This is a genomic window from Pseudomonas lutea (genome assembly GCF_000759445.1).
GTDB classification, from domain to species: domain Bacteria; phylum Pseudomonadota; class Gammaproteobacteria; order Pseudomonadales; family Pseudomonadaceae; genus Aquipseudomonas; species Aquipseudomonas lutea.
The window spans coordinates 762,461-779,326 of record NZ_JRMB01000002.1; the positions used below are offsets into that span (position 1 = coordinate 762,461).

Sequence of the window (16,866 nt, forward strand, 5' to 3'; positions counted from 1 at the left end):
TAATTAGAAATAACCCTGACGTTTCTTTTCTTCCATCGAGCCTGCGCCATCGTGGTCGATGACCCGGCCCTGGCGCTCGGAAGTTCGCGTCAGGAGCATTTCCTGAATGATGTCGGTGAGACTGGTGGCCTCGGACTCGACAGCGCCTGTCAACGGGTAGTCGCCCAGCGTGCGGAAGCGGACCTTCTTCTTGACGATGCGCTTCTTGTCCTCGTCGGACAGGTGGTTACGCAAACGATCGTCGTCGATCATGATCCAGGTGCCGTTCATCTCGATGACTTCGCGCTCGGCGGCGAAATACAGCGGGACGATGGGGATGCCTTCGAGGTAGATGTACTGCCAGATGTCCAGCTCGGTCCAGTTGGAGAGCGGGAACACGCGGATCGACTCGCCTTTGTTGACGTTGCCGTTGTAGACGTTCCACAGCTCGGGACGCTGGTTCTTCGGGTCCCAGCGGTGCTTGGTGTCGCGGAAGGAATACACGCGCTCTTTGGCGCGGGACTTTTCTTCGTCACGACGGGCACCGCCGAATGCGGCGTCGAATCCATGCTTGTCGAGGGCCTGCTTGAGGCCTTCGGTTTTCATGATATCGGTATGCTTGGCGCTGCCGTGGGTCAGCGGGTTGATACCCTGCGCGACGCCGTCCGGGTTCACGTGCACGATCAGGTCCAGCCCCATGTCCTCGACCATCTTGTCGCGGAAACGATACATTTCCTGGAATTTCCAGCGGGTATCGACGTGCATCACCGGGAACGGCAACTTGCCCGGGAAAAAGGCTTTGCGCGCCAGATGCAGCATCACGGCAGAGTCTTTACCGACGGAGTACAGCATCACCGGGTTATCGAACTCGGCGGCGACCTCGCGGATGATGTGGATGCTTTCCGCCTCCAGCTGTTTCAGATGCGTCAGTTTGTCGACCATGGTTACTCACGGGATAACGTACGTGTATGGAGAGCCTGCGGGCTCTATCGAGCGAGGCACTTTATCATGGGCCCTGATTCTATTCAGCGGCAGGGATAGATCGAAACGATCTAACCATATAGCTCGTGCTTTGGACTGCCGAGGTCGTTAAATCGGGTTCGGGCAGTCAATGAATAGATGCTCAAGGGCGAAGCGCCGCGCCAGATAATCACCCAATGCCTGAACGCCGTAACGCTCGGTGGCGTGATGGCCGGCGGCGATGAAGCTGATGCCGTTCTCCCTGGCACTGTGAAACGTCTGCTCCGATGCCTCACCGCTCAAATACAAATCCACTCCAGCCAGAACGGCCTGGTCTATGTAGCCCTGTCCGCCGCCGGTGCACCAGCCGACCCGGCGAATCATGCCCTCGCCTTCAATCAACAACGGCTCGCGGCCCAGCGCACTCTGTACCCGTCGCGCGAAATCGCGCGGCGTCATCGCTTCGCCGAGCGAACCGACCAGCCCAACGGTCCGCGGATTGTCGGGGTCCAGCGGACCTTCAACCGTGATCTCCAGTTGCTGCGCCAATTGAACGTTATTGCCGACTTCACTGTGTACGTCCAGCGGCAGGTGATAGGCCAGCAGACTCATGTCGTGCTTGAGCAATGTCTTGAGCCGACGCTGCTTCATGCCAGTGATGCAGGGATTTTCGCCCTTCCAGAAATAACCATGGTGCACCAGCACCAGATCGGCGTTGGCCTCGACGGCGGCGTCCAGCAGCGCCTGACTCGCCGTCACGCCAGAAACGATGCGTCTGACCTGCGGCCGGCCTTCGACCTGAAGCCCGTTGGGGCAGTAATCCTGAATCCGCGCGCTGCCCAGATAGCGGTCCGCTTCTTCTACCAGTGTGCTCAAGGCAACGGCCATAAAAGTCTCCTAAATATGCAGTTCAGACCGTGCCGGTCCTCGTATAATGCCGGCCATTATGGCGCAGTCAGGCGCTTCTACCTTCAGGACTCCGCTCAATGTTCAAAGCGCTGCGTTTTCTCGGCTGGCCCTTGCTCGCTGGTGTGCTTATCGCTTTATTGATTATCCAGCGTTACCCCGAGTGGGTCGGGCTGCCCAGCCAGGACGTCAACCTGCAGCAAGCGCCGCAACCCACCTTCATACAACAAGGCCCGATCTCGTACGCAGACGCAGTCAGCAGTGCTGCCCCGGCGGTGGCCAACCTGTACACGACCAAAATGGTCAATAACAACAAGCCCAACCACCCGTTGTTCGAAGACCCGCAGTTTCGGCGCTTCTTCGGTGACAACCTGCCCAAGCAGCGGCGCATGGAGTCAAGCCTGGGGTCGGCCGTGATCATGAGCCCCGAAGGCTACCTGCTGACCAACAACCACGTGACTTCCGGGGCTGACCAAATCGTGGTGGCACTGAAGGACGGCCGCGAGACGATCGCCAAGGTGGTGGGCAGCGACCCGGAGACCGACCTTGCAGTGCTGAAGATCGACCTCAAAAACTTGCCCTCCATCACGCTTGGTCGTTCTGACAGCATCCGCATCGGTGACGTTGCACTGGCCATCGGTAACCCGTTCGGCGTTGGCCAGACCGTGACCATGGGCATCATCAGTGCCACCGGGCGTAATCAACTGGGCCTCAATACCTATGAGGACTTCATTCAGACGGACGCCGCCATTAACCCCGGCAACTCAGGGGGCGCGCTGGTTGATGCCAACGGCAATCTGACGGGGATCAACACGGCAATCTTCTCCAAGTCCGGGGGCTCGCAAGGTATTGGCTTCGCCATTCCCACCAAGCTGGCGCTTGAGGTGATGAAATCCATCATCGAGCACGGTCAGGTGATTCGCGGCTGGTTGGGGATTGAGGTCCAGCCGCTGACGGAAGATCTGTCGGAATCGTTTGGCCTCAAGGATCGACCGGGCATTGTCGTCGCGGGGATTTTTCGCGACGGACCCGCGCAGAAGGCCGGATTGCAACTGGGCGATGTGATCCTGAGCATCAACGGCGAGCCTGCAGGCGACGGCCGCCGTTCAATGAACCAGGTGGCCAGAACCAAGCCTACGGACAAAATCGCCATTCAGGTCATGCGTAACGGCAAGGAATTGAAGCTGACCGCCGAGGTTGGCGTTCGTCCGCCGCAGACCACAGCGCCTGCAGCGGAGAATTGATCGGCGGCCGCTCAAGCCGCCGTTGGTTCAGATCGACAAATCGCCTAGTGCCTCCACCAGCGCCTGATTCTGTTCAGGCGTGCCGATGGTGATGCGCAGAAACTGCGCGATGCGTGCCTGCTTGAAGTGCCTCACGATCACACCCTGCTCGCGCACCCTGGCTGCCAGACTGGCGGCATCATGCTGGGGATGGCAGGCGAAGATGAAGTTGGCGGCGGACGGCAGCACCTCGAAACCCTTGTCCTTGAGCTGCTTAACGAGGGTTTCGCGGTCCGCGATCACGCGCTGGCAGGTGGCTTCGAAATACTCACGGTCATCAAATGCGGCTGCTGCACCCACGATCGCCATGCGGTCCAGCGGGTAGGAGTTGAAACTGTTCTTGACCCGCTCCAGCGCCTCGATCAGATCCGGATGCCCCACCGCCAGGCCAACCCGCAGCCCGGCGAGCGAGCGCGATTTGGACAGCGTCTGGGTGACCAGCAGGTTGGGATAACGGTCCACCAGACTGATGGCGGTTTCGCCACCGAAGTCGATGTACGCCTCGTCGACGATCACCACCGAATCCGGGCTGTTGCTGATGATCTGCTCGACGGCTTCGAGTGCGAGCAGGCAGCCGGTAGGCGCGTTCGGATTGGGAAAGATGATGCCGCCATTGGGGCGCGCGTAATCTGCCGGGCGAATCTGGAATTGATCGTCGAGCGGCACCGCCTCAAAGTCGACGCCGTACAGCCCGCAATACACCGGGTAGAAGCTGTAGCTGATGTCCGGGAACAGCAGCGGTTTGCTCTGCCTGAAAAAAGCGTTGTAAGCGTGGGCCAGCACTTCGTCCGAACCGTTGCCCAAAAACACCCGATTCGCTTCCACGCCGTAGTAGCGTGCCACGGCCTGCTTCAGCAAATCGCTGTTGGGGTCCGGGTACAGACGCAGGTTGTCGTTGACCTCTGCACGCATCGCTTCGATCGCCTTCGGCGACGGGCCATACGGATTCTCATTGGTGTTGAGCTTGGTCAGCCTGGTCAGCTTGGGCTGTTCGCCTGGCACGTACGGCACGAGCTCGTTGACGAAGGGACTCCAGAATTTGCTCATGCTCATTTGCCCTCTTGTTCAGTGTCGACGATGCGGTATTCAGCGCTGCGTGCGTGGGCGGTCAGGGACTCCCCGCGCGCCAGCACCGAGGCGGTTTTCCCCAGTTCCGATGCGCCCTGCTCCGAGCAAAAAATGATCGAGGAGCGTTTCTGGAAGTCGTAGACGCCCAAGGGCGACGAGAAGCGTGCGGTGCCCGAGGTGGGCAGCACGTGATTGGGGCCTGCGCAATAATCGCCCAGCGCCTCGGAGGTATGACGCCCCATGAAGATCGCACCGGCGTGGCGAATCTGCGGCAGCCAGGCTTCGGGATCGGCCACCGACAACTCAAGGTGCTCCGGCGCGATGCGGTTGGCCACTTCGATGGCCTGAGCCATGTCGGCCACCTTGATCAGAGCGCCTCGACCATTGATCGAGGTCTGGATGATTTCAGCGCGCTCCAGGGTCGGCATCAGTTTGGCGATGCTCGCTGCGACTCGATCCAGAAATTCGGCGTCCGGGCTGACCAGAATCGCCTGGGCGTCTTCGTCGTGCTCGGCCTGGGAAAACAGGTCCATGGCGATCCAGTCTGGATCGGTGTGGCCATCGCAGACCACCAGAATCTCCGACGGACCGGCAATCATGTCGATGCCCACTTGACCGAAGACGTGACGCTTCGCAGTCGCCACATAGATGTTCCCCGGACCCACTACCTTGTCGACCCGCGGAACGCTCTCGGTGCCATACGCCAGTGCTGCAACCGCCTGGGCGCCGCCGATGGTGAATACCCGGTCCACTCCCGCAATGCAGGCCGCCGCCAACACCAGTTCGTTGAGCTCGCCGCGAGGTGTCGGGACGACCATGACCACTTCACCCACGCCCGCGACCTTTGCCGGAATGGCGTTCATCAGCACTGACGACGGATAGGACGCCTTGCCTCCCGGCACGTACAGCCCGGCGCGGTCCAGCGGAGTGACTTTTTGGCCCAGCACGGTACCGTCGGCTTCGGTGTAGCTCCAGGAATCCTGCTTCTGCCGCTCGTGGTAATTGCGCACACGGTCGGCAGCTTTCTCGAGCGCCTGGCGCTGAGCAGGCGTGATGCGGGTCAGCGCAAGTTCCAGACGCTCGCGGGGCAGAATCAGGTCTGCCATTGAGGCCGCGTCCAGCCCGTCAAAGCGCCGGGTGTACTCCACAAGGGCTGCATCGCCGCGCTCGCGCACGTTCTTGATGATGTCCAGCACGCGCTCATTGACCGAGTCGTCAGACACACTTTCCCAGCTCAACAGCTGGTCCAGATGACGGGCAAAGTCCGGATCGGCAGCGTTGAGTCGGCGAATGGCATTGGAAGTGGTCATAGCGTGGGCCTCAATATGGCGATTTCTCAGGTGGCGATTTCAATTGCCGGGATAGGCAATTGCCTAAGCTAGCAAGCCATCCGCGCGGGCACCTGAGAAATTTGGCTATGACACGGATAGCTGGGCGTCACCCCGTTGAGGGGCACGCGATGCAGTCAACCGCGGTGTCGCGACTCCACGGCAGTGCGCAGGGTGTCGATCAGTGACTGAATACGCGCATGCTGCATCTTCATCGATGCCTTGTTCACCACCAGACGCGAGCTGATGTGAGCAATCATCTCCTGCGGCTCAAGGCCGTTGGCACGCAGCGTATTGCCGGTGTCGACCACGTCGATGATCTTGTCGGCAAGACCCACCAGCGGCGCCAGCTCCATGGAGCCGTACAACTTGATGATGTCGACCTGACGCCCCTGCTCGGCGTAATAGCGCTTGGCAACGTTGACGAACTTGGTGGCCACGCGCAGCCGGCCCTTGGGCTCGACCGCGCCGACGGCGCCGGCCGTCATCAATTTACACTGAGCGATCTGCAGGTCCAGTGGCTCATAAAGCCCCTGCCCGCCGTACTCCATCAGCACGTCCTTGCCGGCAACGCCAAGGTCGGCCGCGCCGTGTTCGACATAGGTCGGCACGTCTGTCGCACGGACGATCAGCAGGCGTACGTCGTCCTGGGTGGTCGGGATGATCAGCTTGCGGCTCTTGTCCGGATTTTCAGTCGGCACGATGCCCGCCGCAGCGAGAAGCGGCAAGGTGTCATCCAGGATACGGCCCTTGGACAGTGCGATGGTCAACATGGGAAACGTCAGTCCTTATCAGCAGCGCGCGCCGGGTCGCAACTGGCGCCCGGCAACCTCCGGCCTTAGTGGGCCGAAGTGAAACGAATCAGAAGGTCTAGGCGCAGTGGCCGGGCACGCTGCCCGGGTTATTCACATCGACCCGAGCGAGCGTGCGGCAGCGGACTAGCCTGGAACGCGGCGGATCTTCGCGCCCAGCATCTGTAGTTTTTCTTCGATGCACTCGTAACCACGGTCGATGTGGTAGATGCGGTCGATCAGCGTATCGCCTTCAGCCACCAAAGCGGAGATAACCAGGCTCGCCGAAGCACGAAGGTCAGTGGCCATGACTGGCGCGCCCTTGAGCTTGGTGCAACCGGTGACGATCGCAGTGTTGCCTTCGACCTGAATCTGCGCGCCCATGCGGTGCATTTCATACACGTGCATGAAACGGTTTTCGAAGATGGTTTCGATGACCGCGCCAGTGCCCTCGGCGATGGCGTTGAGCGAGATGAACTGCGCCTGCATGTCGGTCGGAAAAGCCGGGTACGGCGCAGTGCGCACGTTGACCGCTTTCGGACGCTTGCCGTGCATGTTCAGCTCGATCCAGTCATTGCCGGTGGTGATTTCGGCGCCGGCCTCGCGAAGCTTGTCGAGCACTGCTTCCAGGATGGTCGGATCGGTATCCTTGAGCTTCACCCGACCGCCAGTCGCCGCCGCTGCGACCAGATAGGTGCCGGTTTCGATGCGGTCAGGCATCACGCGATAGGTCGCTGAGCCCAGGCGTTTCACGCCGTCGATGGTGATGGTGTCAGTACCGGCACCCGAAACTTTACCGCCCATGGCGTTGATGAAGTTCGCCAGATCGACGACCTCCGGCTCGCGCGCGGCGTTTTGCAGGACGCTGCGGCCGTTGGCCAGAGCAGCGGCCATCATGATGTTTTCGGTGCCGGTCACGCTGACGGTGTCGAAGAAGAAGTTCGCACCACGCAGCCCGCCTTCCGGCGCCTTGGCCTTGATGTAGCCGCCCTCCACGTCGATGATCGCGCCCATGGCTTCAAGACCACGGATGTGCAGATCGACCGGACGCGAACCGATGGCGCAGCCGCCAGGCAGTGCGACTTCGGCTTCACCGAAACGGGCAACCATAGGGCCCAAGACCAGAATGGACGCACGCATGGTCTTTACCAATTCGTACGGAGCTACCAGGGTCTTGATGGTGCGAGGATCGATTTCGACGCTGAGCTTCTCGTCGATGATCGGCTCGATACCCATGCGACCGAACAACTCGATCATGGTGGTGATGTCGTGCAGGTGCGGCAGGTTGGCGACGGTCACGGGACCATCAGCCAGCAACGTGGCTGCGAGAATCGGCAGGGCAGAGTTTTTCGCCCCGGAGATGCGGATTTCGCCATCAAGACGAATGCCGCCAGTAATAATCAGTTTATCCATTGGAATCTCGACGCCGTTTTGGCTCAGGTGCGCTCGGCCCATGCAGCGCGGCTGAAAAATTTCATGGTGACCGCGTGGATGCTGCCATCGGCGATCCATGGGTTCAAATGCGTGTAGATCTGCTGCTGGCGCTTGACCGGGCTCAGTGCGGCCAGTTCGTCGCTAATCAGGTTGAGCTGGAAATTACAGCCTTCGCCTTCAACTTCGACCTGGATATCTGGCAACTTCGCTTCCAGGAAGCTTTTAACTTCTACGGCCTGCATGCTTAACCTCTATCGGCGCCCTACGCGCGCGGGTCGGCCATCATACAAAAAAGCCCTCTCGTTGCGAACCCTACTTTGAAAGGGACGGACGAGGGGCTTGAATGATGAAAGCAATTAATGGTGCTGCAACAACTCGGTCAGGCCCGATACCTGGGCGATTTCCTGCATGTCCTCGGGCAAAGCCTGAACGGTAAGTGACTTATTCAACGCCTGCGCATCCCGCATGAAGGCAAGAATCAAAGCCAGACCTACACTGCTCGACTTTTGGACACCGGAACAATCCAGCATCAACCCTGCGGCGATGCTTGCCTTGATCAGCGCCGCGCCCTGCTCACGCAAGGCGGGGCCGGTCCGGTAGTCGATCACGCCGGTGAGCATCAGCTCCCCGCCGCCAGCGGCAGTTACGGACGCTTGACTCATTTGACGACCTTGTCGCTGGACGCTTCGGAGGTCTCCTTGGCCTTGGCGACTTCGCCGGCCCAACCGTCGATGGTTTTGTCCAGGTTGTTACCGTTGCGCTGCATGGCATCTGCGAACTGATCGCGGAACAGCTTGCCGATGTTGATGCCGTTGATGATCACGTTGCGCACCTTCCACTCACCGCCGATTTTGACGAGCGTGTAGGAAACCGGGTAGACCGCGCCATTGTTGCCCTTGACCGACATGTCGACGGAAGTGCGATCAGCCGCTTCCTGCTTGGCCGGGGAAACAGTGATGCCCTGGTTGTTGTACTCAAGCAGCGCGTTGCCGTAGAACTGGATCAGGCTGCGCTTGAAGTTTTCCTGGAAGCGTTGCATCTGCGCCGGGGTGGCGTTGCGCGAGTACTTCACGGTCATGATGCTTTTGGAGATGCCATCAGCGTCGATAACCGGGCCGACGATACCGTTGAGCGCATCGTAGAAGGCCTGAGGATTGGACTTGTAGGTTTCCTTGTTGGCCGAGAGATCCGCCAGCAATTGCTTGGTGGTACGGTCAACCAGATCGTGTGCGGAATCGGACGCTGCTGCGTTAGCGAACAAAGGCAGCGCGGCCAGTAGCACCAGAAGGCCACGGCGCAGAATCGAGATCATGAAAAAACTCCTCATTTGGCGTCTTTGCCCACTGAATTGAGCAGGAATTTACCGATCAGGTCTTCAAGTACCAACGAGGACTGGGTGTCATGGATGGTGCCGCCGTCTTTCAACAGCTGATCATCGCCGCCAACACTGATGCCGACGTATTTCTCACCCAGCAGGCCTGAGGTCAGGATAGAGGCGGTGGAGTCCGAAGGCAGATTGTTGACCTGCTTGTCCACCTCCATCGTCACACGGCCCATGAAGGTATCGTGATCCAGATCGATTGCAGTGACCTTGCCGATGGTCACACCGGCCATGGTCACTTTCGCTCTGACAGTCAAACCCGCGATATTGTCGAAATTTGCGTAAAGTTTATAGCTGTCGTTGGTCGCGCTGGCGCTCAGACCGCTGACGCGCAGGGCGAGCAGGAGCAAAGCCAGAATCCCGGCCAGCAGAAACAGGCCTACACCGGTTTCGAGGGTGCGGTTTTGCATCAGAAGTCTCCAAACATCAAGGCGGTCAAAATAAAGTCCAGGCCCAATACGGCCAACGAGGCGTACACGACGGTCTTGGTCGTGGCGCGACTGATCCCTTCGGACGTGGGCTCGCAGTCATAGCCTTGGAACACGGCAATCCAGGTGACGACAAAAGCGAATACCACGCTCTTGATGACACCGTTGATTACATCATCGGAAAACGAAACGCTGTTCTGCATGTTGGCCCAGAAAGAGCCTTCATAGACGCCCAGCCAGTCCACCGCCACCCACGAACCACCCCATATGCCGACCACGCTGAAAATCAGCGCCAGCACCGGCAACGAAATGAAGCCCGCCCAAAGACGCGGCGCAGCAATATATTTGAGGGGGTCGACGCCAATCATTTCCAGACTGGACAGCTGCTCGGTGGATTTCATGTTGCCGATTTCGGCGGTCAGTGCAGAGCCTGCACGACCAGCGAACAGCAGCGCGGTCACTACCGGGCCCAGCTCACGCAGCAGCGTCAGGGCGACCATCTGCCCCACAGCCTGCTCGGATCCATACTTGGCAAGAATGCTGAACCCTTGCAGGGCCAGCACCATGCCGATGAACACACCCGACACGACGATGATGGCGAGCGACATGACACCCACTGAGTGCAACTGACGAACCAGCAGCTGAAAACCGCCGCCGATTCCACCACGCCCCAGCAATGCGTGAACCAGAAAAATGCCCGAACGCCCCAGTACTGCAACTATGTCGATCGCGGAGCGCCCCATCAGGCGTACGCGATCCATCAATGACTTTCTGCGCATCAGCGCTTCCCCAAAAGATCTTCGCGATAATCCGGTGCCGGATAATGGAAAGGTACCGGCCCGTCAGGATCGCCCGTCATGAACTGACGTATACGAGGGTTATCCGATTGCATGAGTTCCTGCGGCGTGCCCTGCCCCAGCACCTGGCCGTCGCCGACGACATACAGATAGTCGGCGATGCTGGCGGTTTCGGCGAGGTCATGAGACACCACGATACTGGTGATACCCAACGCATCGTTGAGCAGCCGGATCAGCCGAACCAGCACGCCCATTGCGATAGGGTCCTGACCGACGAAGGGCTCGTCGTACATGAGGATCTGCGGATCCAGCGCGATGGCCCGGGCCAGTGCGACCCGGCGCTTCATGCCACCCGACAGCTCGTCAGGCATCAATTCCACGGCACCGCGCAGCCCGACTGCCTGCAGCTTCAGCAGGACGATGTCGCGGATCATGTCTTCAGGCAGCTTGGTGTGAACCCGCAGCGGAAACGCTACGTTTTCAAAAACGTCGAGATCGGTGAACAGCGCGCCGCTCTGGAAAAGCACGCCCATCTGCTTGCGGGCATCGAACAGATCGCTGCGCGAAAGCTTCGGCAAATTCTGGCCGTTGACCCACACTTCGCCTGCGCTCGGGCGCAGTTGTGCTCCCATCAGTCGCAGCAGCGTGGTTTTACCACTGCCCGATGGCCCCATGATGCCGGTGACTTTGCCCCGGGGAATGCGGATGTCCACATTATTGAAGATGCTGCGCGTACCGCGCTTGAAGGAAACGCCCTTCAGCTCGACCGCGTAGGCGTTATCGGCACTCATCTAAACTCCTTGCGATGCAACCTGTCTCTCAGATGCCGCGTTCTTGACGAACGACACACTTTCGGAGGGGCCGAACAAGCGGCGGACTATACCACCGCTCTCATACGCCGCCCAAGCTCCAACGTGTCAAGTCGCAAACAAAGAAGTGGATTAGAGACTGCGTTGAAATTTCCTACCTGTCGCCAGCCTTATTAAAGCGCCTGCTGAAGGACCAGCCGCTTCATTAAACAAACAGCAGCGATGAAGCGTGAGGCTTTTGAACATTGCCGCTATAATCCCCGGCTTTTCACCAAGCGACCCCTTCCGATATGTCCAATGCCCGCGACCTGATTGAATCGGCACAGAGCACCATCCGCCTTGAAATAGAGGCCGTGGAAGGTTTGCTCGCGCACATCAATGCCGATTTCGTCCGCGCCTGCGACCTGATTTTGGGCAGTCAGGGCCGCGTGGTCGTGGTCGGCATGGGCAAATCAGGGCACATTGGCAAGAAGATCGCCGCGACCCTCGCCAGCACGGGCACGCCTTCTTTTTTCGTGCACCCGGCTGAGGCCAGTCACGGTGACATGGGCATGATCACCAGCGCCGACATCATCCTGGCGTTGTCCAATTCGGGCACGACGGCCGAAATCGTCACGCTGCTGCCACTGATCAAACGCCTGGGCATCAAGATGATCAGCCTCACCGGTAACCCGGAGTCGACGCTGGCCAAGGCCGCCGATGTCAATCTCAATGCACGGGTAGAAAAAGAAGCCTGCCCGCTCAATCTGGCGCCGACCTCCTCCACTACGGCGGCGCTCGTCATGGGGGATGCCCTGGCCGTCGCGCTGCTCGACGCCCGAGGCTTTACCGCTGAAGATTTCGCGTTTTCCCACCCCGGCGGGGCGCTTGGCCGCCGGCTGCTGTTGAAGGTCGAGCACGTCATGCACACTGGCGCGAACCTGCCTCAGGTGGCGCGAGGCACGCCGCTGCGTGACTCGCTGATGGAAATGACGCGCAAGGGCCTGGGCATGACGGCCATCCTCGAAAGCGACGGCCGTCTCGCCGGCATCTTCACGGACGGCGATCTGCGGCGCACGCTCGACCGCCCCATCGACATACGCCTGGCGACCATCGATGAGGTCATGACCGTACACGGCAAGACCGTGCGCCCGGAAATGCTTGCAGCCGAGGCGCTGAAAATCATGGAAGACAACAAGATCGGCGCACTCATTGTGGTCGACGAGAACGATCGCCCGGTTGGCGCGTTCAACCTTCAAGACCTGCTTCGTGCAGGAGTCATGTAAATGAGCGCCGATATGAACGACCTGATGCAACGCGGCAAGAACATCAAACTGGCCATCTTCGACGTCGATGGCGTGCTGACGGATGGACGGCTGTATTTCCTCGAAGACGGCAGCGAGTTCAAGACCTTCAACACCCTCGATGGGCAAGGCATCAAGATGCTCATCAATTCGGGTGTGGCGACTGCAATCATCAGTGGCCGCAAGACCCCCGTGGTAGAGCGGCGTGCAAAAAATCTTGGTATCGCTCATCTGTATCAGGGCCGCGAAGACAAGCTCGTGGTTCTGGACGAGCTTTTACAGCAACTGAATCTAAGCTACGAACAGGTCGCGTACCTGGGTGACGATCTGCCTGACCTGCCTGTGATACGCCGCGTAGGCCTGGGCATGGCTGTCGCCAACGCCGCCGGGTTTGTGCGCGAGCATGCACATGGCACCACCCGGGCACGTGGCGGCGAAGGCGCTGCCCGCGAATTCTGCGAGCTGATCCTGAACGCTCAGGGCAACCTCGAAGCGGCTCACGCCGCCTACCTATAGAAGTGCATTTATGCTGAGCAAAAAGTTTCGTACGTTTCTGCTGTTCGGTGTGCTGGCGCTGCTGCTGGCCGCGGTCGGCTACTGGAACATCAGCCCCGAGAGCTTCCTTGATCAACCCAAGGCTGCCGTGGATGAAAGCGCTGTCGACTATTACGCCACCAACGCCCACAGCATCCAGTACCTGCCCGACGGGACCATGCAATACGACATGACCGCGGACAAGGTCGAGCACCTGAAAGCCACCGACGTCACGCTGATGACTACGCCGGTGCTGCAGATGTATCGGGGCTCAACCTTCCCGTGGCATGTGCAGAGCGTTCGCGCTGAAGTGTCGCCGGGCGGTGATCATGTCGAACTGATCGACTCGGTGCGCATCAACCGCACCGACGAGAAGAACCGCACCACCATCATCACCAGCAGCCGCATGACTGTATTCCCTCAGAAGCAATATGCGGAAACTGCCCAACCCGTTAGAATCGACGGTCTTGGCGGTGTAACGACCGGCACGGGTATGAAAGCGTATCTGAAAGAAAGCAGGATGAACCTGCTATCCAACGTAAGAGGACAGTATGAGGCTCGTTAAAACCCTTCCTTTTTTGCTCGGCCTGGGCGCAGCACTGGGAAGCGCGAGCGCCTGGTCTCTGCCGACGGATCGCGATCAACCCATCCATATTCAGTCGGATGACGCGCAACTGGACGACAAGCAGGGCATCGCCACCTACAAGGGCAATGTCATCATTACTCAGGGCACGATGAAAATCACCGGTAACACGGTGACCATCACCCGTACGCCACAAGGTGACGTGGACGTCTTCACGTCAGTGGGCAACCTGGCTTATTACGAGCAGAAGCCCAGCGTGGACAAGCCCATCGTTCAGGCATGGGGCGTCACCATTCAGTACTTCGCGGCCCAGAACCGCATCGTCCTGATCGACAAAGCCAAAGTGGTCAATGACGGCAACACCTCCGAAGGCGAGAAAATCGTCTACGACACCGTCAAGCAGGTCGTCAACGCTGGCCGTGCCAATGGCACCAAGGTGACTGCGCCGCGTCCGCGCATCGACATGGTCATCCAGCCGAAAAAGAAAACCGACCAGCAGAAGGCCCAGTAATGGCGACGCTGAAAGCCCAACACCTGGCCAAGGCCTATAAAAGCCGTCAGGTCGTACGTGACGTCAGCCTGTCTATCGAGAGCGGCCAGATCGTCGGCCTGCTCGGCCCGAACGGCGCCGGCAAGACCACCTGCTTCTACATGATCGTGGGATTGGTCCAGGCCGATCAGGGTCGCGTCCTGATCGACGACCAGGACGTCAGCCACCAGCCGATGCATGGCCGCGCACGCGCTGGCATCGGCTACCTGCCCCAGGAAGCGTCGATCTTCCGCAAGCTCTCGGTGTCGGACAACATCATGGCGATCCTGGAGACCCGCAAGGAACTCGATCGCGCCGCCCGCCGCAAGGAGCTCGAAAGCCTGCTGCAGGAATTCCACATCACCCATATCCGCGACAACCTGGGCATGAGCCTTTCAGGCGGCGAACGTCGCCGCGTCGAAATCGCCCGCGCACTGGCCACTTCGCCAAAATTCATTCTGCTCGATGAGCCCTTTGCCGGCGTTGACCCGATCTCCGTTGGCGACATCAAGCAGATCATTCACCACCTCAAGGCTAAAGGGATCGGTGTTCTGATCACTGACCACAACGTGCGTGAAACGCTGGATATCTGCGAAACCGCCTACATCGTCAACGATGGGCAATTGATTGCCGAGGGCAACGCTGAATCCATCCTGGCCAACCAGTTGGTCAAGGAAGTGTATCTGGGTCACGAGTTCCGGCTCTGACCGAGTGATGACGGGGCATCGGGCGACGAGCCGCATACGCTCCGTCGCCGCCTCGCTTTTAATTGTCATCACGCTCTAGGCAAACCCTCCTGCTTCAGGCATATAATTTGCTTAAGTTGGCGCCCTTGGCGCCCTGGTAGTAAATGGCGCGCAGTGCGCCGGCGAATAAGGTGTTTAGCCCTGCCATGAAACCTTCGCTAGTCTTGAGAATGGGCCAGCAGCTGACGATGACCCCGCAGCTGCAACAGGCAATCCGTTTACTTCAGTTGTCGACGCTGGATCTCCAACAGGAGATTCAAGAGGCGCTGGAGTCGAACCCGATGCTGGAACGGCAAGAGGAAGGCGACGATTTCGATAACGCCGACCCTTTGGCCGATAACATAGAGCAAAAGCCCAACGCCGATGTTCAGGAGCCGACCTATCAGGAGTCGGCGCCGACTGTGGACAATCTTGAAGAAGGCGACTGGAGCGAGCGCATCCCCAACGAGCTGCCCGTCGACACTGCGTGGGAAGACGTTTATCAGACCAGCGCCAGCAGCCTGCCCAGCAACGATGACGATGAGTGGGACTTCACCACCCGCACCTCGGTTGGCGAGAGCCTGCAAAGCCACTTGCTGTGGCAGCTGAACCTGGCGCCGATGTCGGACACCGATCGCCTGATCGCCGTGACCCTGATCGACTGCATCAACAACCAGGGCTATCTGGACGAGACACTGGAAGAGCTGCTCGACGCTTTCGACCCTGAACTCGACATCGAGCTGGACGAGATCGAAGCGGTTTTGCATCGTATTCAGCAGTTCGAGCCTGCCGGCATTGGCGCTCGCAACCTGAGCGAATGCCTCCTGTTGCAGCTGCGACAGTTACCGGCCAAGACCCCGTGGCTGGCAGAAGCGCAGAAGCTGGTCGGTGATTACATCGATCTACTGGGCAGCCGCGATTACTCACAGCTGATGCGCCGCATGAAGCTCAAGGAAGATGACCTGCGTCAGGTCATCGAACTGGTCCAGAGCCTCAACCCCCGCCCCGGCTCGCAGATCGAATCCAGCGAACCTGAATATGTCGTCCCTGACGTCATCGTGCGCAAGGACAACGAGCGCTGGCTGGTGGAATTGAACCAGGAGTCCGTTCCACGCTTGCGGGTCAACCCGCAGTACGCCGGCTTTGTGCGTCGTGCCGATACCAGTGCCGACAACACCTTCATGCGCAACCAGTTGCAGGAAGCGCGCTGGTTCATCAAGAGCCTGCAAAGCCGCAACGAAACGCTGATGAAAGTGGCCACTCAAATCGTTGAACATCAGCGTGGCTTTCTGGAGTACGGCGACGAGGCGATGAAGCCGCTGGTCCTGCACGACATCGCTGAAGCGGTGGGCATGCATGAATCCACGATCTCGCGCGTGACGACGCAGAAGTTCATGCACACCCCGCGCGGAATTTACGAGCTCAAGTATTTCTTTTCCAGCCACGTCAGCACCTCGGAAGGCGGCGAGTGCTCGTCAACGGCCATTCGCGCGATCATCAAAAAACTGGTCGCCGCGGAAAATCAGAAAAAGCCGTTGAGTGACAGCAAGATCGCTGGTTTACTGGAAGCACAAGGCATCCAAGTGGCCCGTCGCACAGTCGCCAAGTACCGCGAATCCCTGGGGATTGCGCCGTCCAGCGAACGCAAGCGACTGATGTAAGGTCATGCGTCAAAGCGTTCCAGCGGCAGGCACTACGCCTGCCTCTTAATGCACTGGCAACGAAGGAGAAGCTGTATGCAAGTCAACATCAGTGGACACCAGCTGGAAGTGACCGAACCTCTGCGTACCTACATCGGTGAGAAGCTCGCCCGATTGGAACGCCACTTTGACAAGATAACCAACGTACAGGTCACCATGGAGGTCGAGAAGCTCAAGCAGAAAATTGAAGCCACCTTGCATGTGCCTGGCGCAGAAGTGGTTGCCAACGCTGAACACGACGACATGTACGCCGCCATTGACCTGCTTGCCGACAAGCTTGACCGCCAACTCAAAAAACATAAGGAAAAACAGCAAAGTCTGCTGCAAGGCGCGACTGCTCGCTGATAC

Annotated in this window: 20 protein-coding genes; 8 read left to right on the plus strand and 12 right to left on the minus strand. The window is 59.3% G+C overall.

Translation table 11 applies throughout. The features are described 5' to 3' along the window. Positions 1-3 precede the first annotated feature (3 nt). Together cysD and LT42_RS15580 are read right to left on the minus strand one after the other, a co-directional pair. Complete coding sequence (gene cysD / locus LT42_RS15575) at positions 4-921, minus strand: sulfate adenylyltransferase subunit CysD (RefSeq protein WP_037014752.1); 918 nt, start codon at positions 919-921, stop codon at positions 4-6. 147 nt (positions 922-1,068) lie between these two features. Next, complete coding sequence (locus LT42_RS15580; protein ID WP_037014754.1) at positions 1,069-1,827, minus strand: Nif3-like dinuclear metal center hexameric protein; 759 nt, start codon at positions 1,825-1,827, stop codon at positions 1,069-1,071. Positions 1,828-1,925: 98 nt separating this feature from the next. On the opposite strand from LT42_RS15580, the gene algW reads away from it, so the two are divergent. Next, positions 1,926-3,089, plus strand: coding sequence for a Do family serine endopeptidase AlgW (gene algW, locus LT42_RS15585; protein WP_037014757.1), 1,164 nt, complete (start codon positions 1,926-1,928; stop codon positions 3,087-3,089). A gap of 27 nt (positions 3,090-3,116) precedes the next feature. On the opposite strand, the gene hisC is transcribed toward algW, so the two are convergent. The 10 genes from hisC to LT42_RS15635 all read right to left on the minus strand — a co-directional run bounded on the left by hisC (position 3,117) and on the right by LT42_RS15635 (position 11,146). Further along, positions 3,117-4,175, minus strand: coding sequence for a histidinol-phosphate transaminase (gene hisC / locus LT42_RS15590; RefSeq protein ID WP_037017353.1), 1,059 nt, complete (start codon positions 4,173-4,175; stop codon positions 3,117-3,119). Positions 4,176-4,177: 2 nt separating this feature from the next. After that, the gene (gene hisD / locus LT42_RS15595) at positions 4,178-5,506 is read right to left on the minus strand and encodes a histidinol dehydrogenase (protein ID WP_037014761.1); all 1,329 of its coding nucleotides are present in this window, start codon (positions 5,504-5,506) and stop codon (positions 4,178-4,180) included. A gap of 155 nt (positions 5,507-5,661) precedes the next feature. Then, positions 5,662-6,297, minus strand: a complete 636-nt coding sequence (hisG, locus tag LT42_RS15600) for an ATP phosphoribosyltransferase (RefSeq protein ID WP_037014763.1) — start codon at positions 6,295-6,297, stop codon at positions 5,662-5,664. 165 nt (positions 6,298-6,462) lie between these two features. Next, complete coding sequence (murA, locus tag LT42_RS15605; RefSeq protein ID WP_037017356.1) at positions 6,463-7,728, minus strand: UDP-N-acetylglucosamine 1-carboxyvinyltransferase; 1,266 nt, start codon at positions 7,726-7,728, stop codon at positions 6,463-6,465. Between the two features lie 23 nt (positions 7,729-7,751). After that, complete coding sequence (locus tag LT42_RS15610; protein WP_037014766.1) at positions 7,752-7,991, minus strand: BolA family protein; 240 nt, start codon at positions 7,989-7,991, stop codon at positions 7,752-7,754. A gap of 114 nt (positions 7,992-8,105) precedes the next feature. Beyond that, a complete protein-coding gene (locus LT42_RS15615; RefSeq protein WP_037014769.1) occupies positions 8,106-8,411 on the minus strand; it encodes an STAS domain-containing protein in 306 nt (101 codons plus the stop codon). Continuing rightward, positions 8,408-9,061, minus strand: a complete 654-nt coding sequence (locus tag LT42_RS15620) for an MlaC/ttg2D family ABC transporter substrate-binding protein (protein WP_037014772.1) — start codon at positions 9,059-9,061, stop codon at positions 8,408-8,410. The genes LT42_RS15615 and LT42_RS15620 overlap by 4 nt, the downstream gene beginning before the upstream one ends. Positions 9,062-9,072: 11 nt before the next feature. Further along, positions 9,073-9,540 carry an outer membrane lipid asymmetry maintenance protein MlaD gene (gene mlaD / locus LT42_RS15625; protein WP_037014776.1) on the minus strand — a complete coding sequence of 156 codons (468 nt, stop codon included), beginning with the start codon at positions 9,538-9,540 and terminating at the stop codon, positions 9,073-9,075. Next, entirely contained in the window at positions 9,540-10,337 is a 798-nt protein-coding gene (gene mlaE, locus LT42_RS15630) for a lipid asymmetry maintenance ABC transporter permease subunit MlaE (RefSeq protein ID WP_037014782.1), read from the minus strand. Before mlaE ends, mlaD begins: the two co-directional genes overlap by 1 nt. Continuing rightward, the gene (locus tag LT42_RS15635) at positions 10,337-11,146 is read right to left on the minus strand and encodes an ATP-binding cassette domain-containing protein (RefSeq protein WP_037014785.1); all 810 of its coding nucleotides are present in this window, start codon (positions 11,144-11,146) and stop codon (positions 10,337-10,339) included. Before LT42_RS15635 ends, mlaE begins: the two co-directional genes overlap by 1 nt. Before the next feature lie 308 nt (positions 11,147-11,454). Between LT42_RS15635 and LT42_RS15640 the strand changes: the two genes are divergently transcribed. From LT42_RS15640 to hpf, 7 genes are all read left to right on the plus strand, one after another. Beyond that, positions 11,455-12,429, plus strand: a complete 975-nt coding sequence (locus LT42_RS15640; protein ID WP_037014787.1) for a KpsF/GutQ family sugar-phosphate isomerase — start codon at positions 11,455-11,457, stop codon at positions 12,427-12,429. After that, entirely contained in the window at positions 12,430-12,963 is a 534-nt protein-coding gene (kdsC, locus tag LT42_RS15645) for a 3-deoxy-manno-octulosonate-8-phosphatase KdsC (RefSeq protein ID WP_052075297.1), read from the plus strand. A 10-nt stretch (positions 12,964-12,973) separates the two neighbouring features. Continuing rightward, the gene (gene lptC, locus LT42_RS15650) at positions 12,974-13,546 is read left to right on the plus strand and encodes an LPS export ABC transporter periplasmic protein LptC (protein ID WP_037014789.1); all 573 of its coding nucleotides are present in this window, start codon (positions 12,974-12,976) and stop codon (positions 13,544-13,546) included. Then, a complete protein-coding gene (gene lptA, locus LT42_RS15655; RefSeq protein ID WP_037014791.1) occupies positions 13,533-14,075 on the plus strand; it encodes a lipopolysaccharide transport periplasmic protein LptA in 543 nt (180 codons plus the stop codon). Before lptC ends, lptA begins: the two co-directional genes overlap by 14 nt. Beyond that, complete coding sequence (gene lptB / locus LT42_RS15660; RefSeq protein ID WP_037014794.1) at positions 14,075-14,800, plus strand: LPS export ABC transporter ATP-binding protein; 726 nt, start codon at positions 14,075-14,077, stop codon at positions 14,798-14,800. Before lptA ends, lptB begins: the two co-directional genes overlap by 1 nt. Positions 14,801-14,985: 185 nt before the next feature. Next, positions 14,986-16,479: an RNA polymerase factor sigma-54 gene (locus tag LT42_RS15665; RefSeq protein ID WP_037014796.1), complete on the plus strand. Its 1,494-nt coding sequence runs from the start codon at positions 14,986-14,988 to the stop codon at positions 16,477-16,479. A 75-nt stretch (positions 16,480-16,554) separates the two neighbouring features. After that, on the plus strand, positions 16,555-16,863 hold the full coding sequence (gene hpf / locus LT42_RS15670) for a ribosome hibernation-promoting factor, HPF/YfiA family (protein WP_037014798.1): 309 nt from the start codon (positions 16,555-16,557) through the stop codon (positions 16,861-16,863). Positions 16,864-16,866 lie beyond the last annotated feature (3 nt).

Excerpts from the sequence above, each read along its gene's own strand:
- cysD (WP_037014752.1), bottom strand. The coding sequence starts at position 921 with ATGGTCGACAAACTGACGCATCTGAAACAGCTGGAGGCGGAAAGCATC.
- LT42_RS15580 (WP_037014754.1), bottom strand. The coding sequence starts at position 1,827 with ATGGCCGTTGCCTTGAGCACACTGGTAGAAGAAGCGGACCGCTATCTG.
- algW (WP_037014757.1), top strand. The coding sequence starts at position 1,926 with ATGTTCAAAGCGCTGCGTTTTCTCGGCTGGCCCTTGCTCGCTGGTGTG.
- hisC (WP_037017353.1), bottom strand. The coding sequence starts at position 4,175 with ATGAGCAAATTCTGGAGTCCCTTCGTCAACGAGCTCGTGCCGTACGTG.
- hisD (WP_037014761.1), bottom strand. The coding sequence starts at position 5,506 with ATGACCACTTCCAATGCCATTCGCCGACTCAACGCTGCCGATCCGGAC.
- hisG (WP_037014763.1), bottom strand. The coding sequence starts at position 6,297 with ATGTTGACCATCGCACTGTCCAAGGGCCGTATCCTGGATGACACCTTG.
- murA (WP_037017356.1), bottom strand. The coding sequence starts at position 7,728 with ATGGATAAACTGATTATTACTGGCGGCATTCGTCTTGATGGCGAAATC.
- LT42_RS15610 (WP_037014766.1), bottom strand. The coding sequence starts at position 7,991 with ATGCAGGCCGTAGAAGTTAAAAGCTTCCTGGAAGCGAAGTTGCCAGAT.
- LT42_RS15615 (WP_037014769.1), bottom strand. The coding sequence starts at position 8,411 with ATGAGTCAAGCGTCCGTAACTGCCGCTGGCGGCGGGGAGCTGATGCTC.
- LT42_RS15620 (WP_037014772.1), bottom strand. The coding sequence starts at position 9,061 with ATGATCTCGATTCTGCGCCGTGGCCTTCTGGTGCTACTGGCCGCGCTG.
- mlaD (WP_037014776.1), bottom strand. The coding sequence starts at position 9,540 with ATGCAAAACCGCACCCTCGAAACCGGTGTAGGCCTGTTTCTGCTGGCC.
- mlaE (WP_037014782.1), bottom strand. The coding sequence starts at position 10,337 with ATGCGCAGAAAGTCATTGATGGATCGCGTACGCCTGATGGGGCGCTCC.
- LT42_RS15635 (WP_037014785.1), bottom strand. The coding sequence starts at position 11,146 with ATGAGTGCCGATAACGCCTACGCGGTCGAGCTGAAGGGCGTTTCCTTC.
- LT42_RS15640 (WP_037014787.1), top strand. The coding sequence starts at position 11,455 with ATGTCCAATGCCCGCGACCTGATTGAATCGGCACAGAGCACCATCCGC.
- kdsC (WP_052075297.1), top strand. The coding sequence starts at position 12,430 with ATGAGCGCCGATATGAACGACCTGATGCAACGCGGCAAGAACATCAAA.
- lptC (WP_037014789.1), top strand. The coding sequence starts at position 12,974 with ATGCTGAGCAAAAAGTTTCGTACGTTTCTGCTGTTCGGTGTGCTGGCG.
- lptA (WP_037014791.1), top strand. The coding sequence starts at position 13,533 with ATGAGGCTCGTTAAAACCCTTCCTTTTTTGCTCGGCCTGGGCGCAGCA.
- lptB (WP_037014794.1), top strand. The coding sequence starts at position 14,075 with ATGGCGACGCTGAAAGCCCAACACCTGGCCAAGGCCTATAAAAGCCGT.
- LT42_RS15665 (WP_037014796.1), top strand. The coding sequence starts at position 14,986 with ATGAAACCTTCGCTAGTCTTGAGAATGGGCCAGCAGCTGACGATGACC.
- hpf (WP_037014798.1), top strand. The coding sequence starts at position 16,555 with ATGCAAGTCAACATCAGTGGACACCAGCTGGAAGTGACCGAACCTCTG.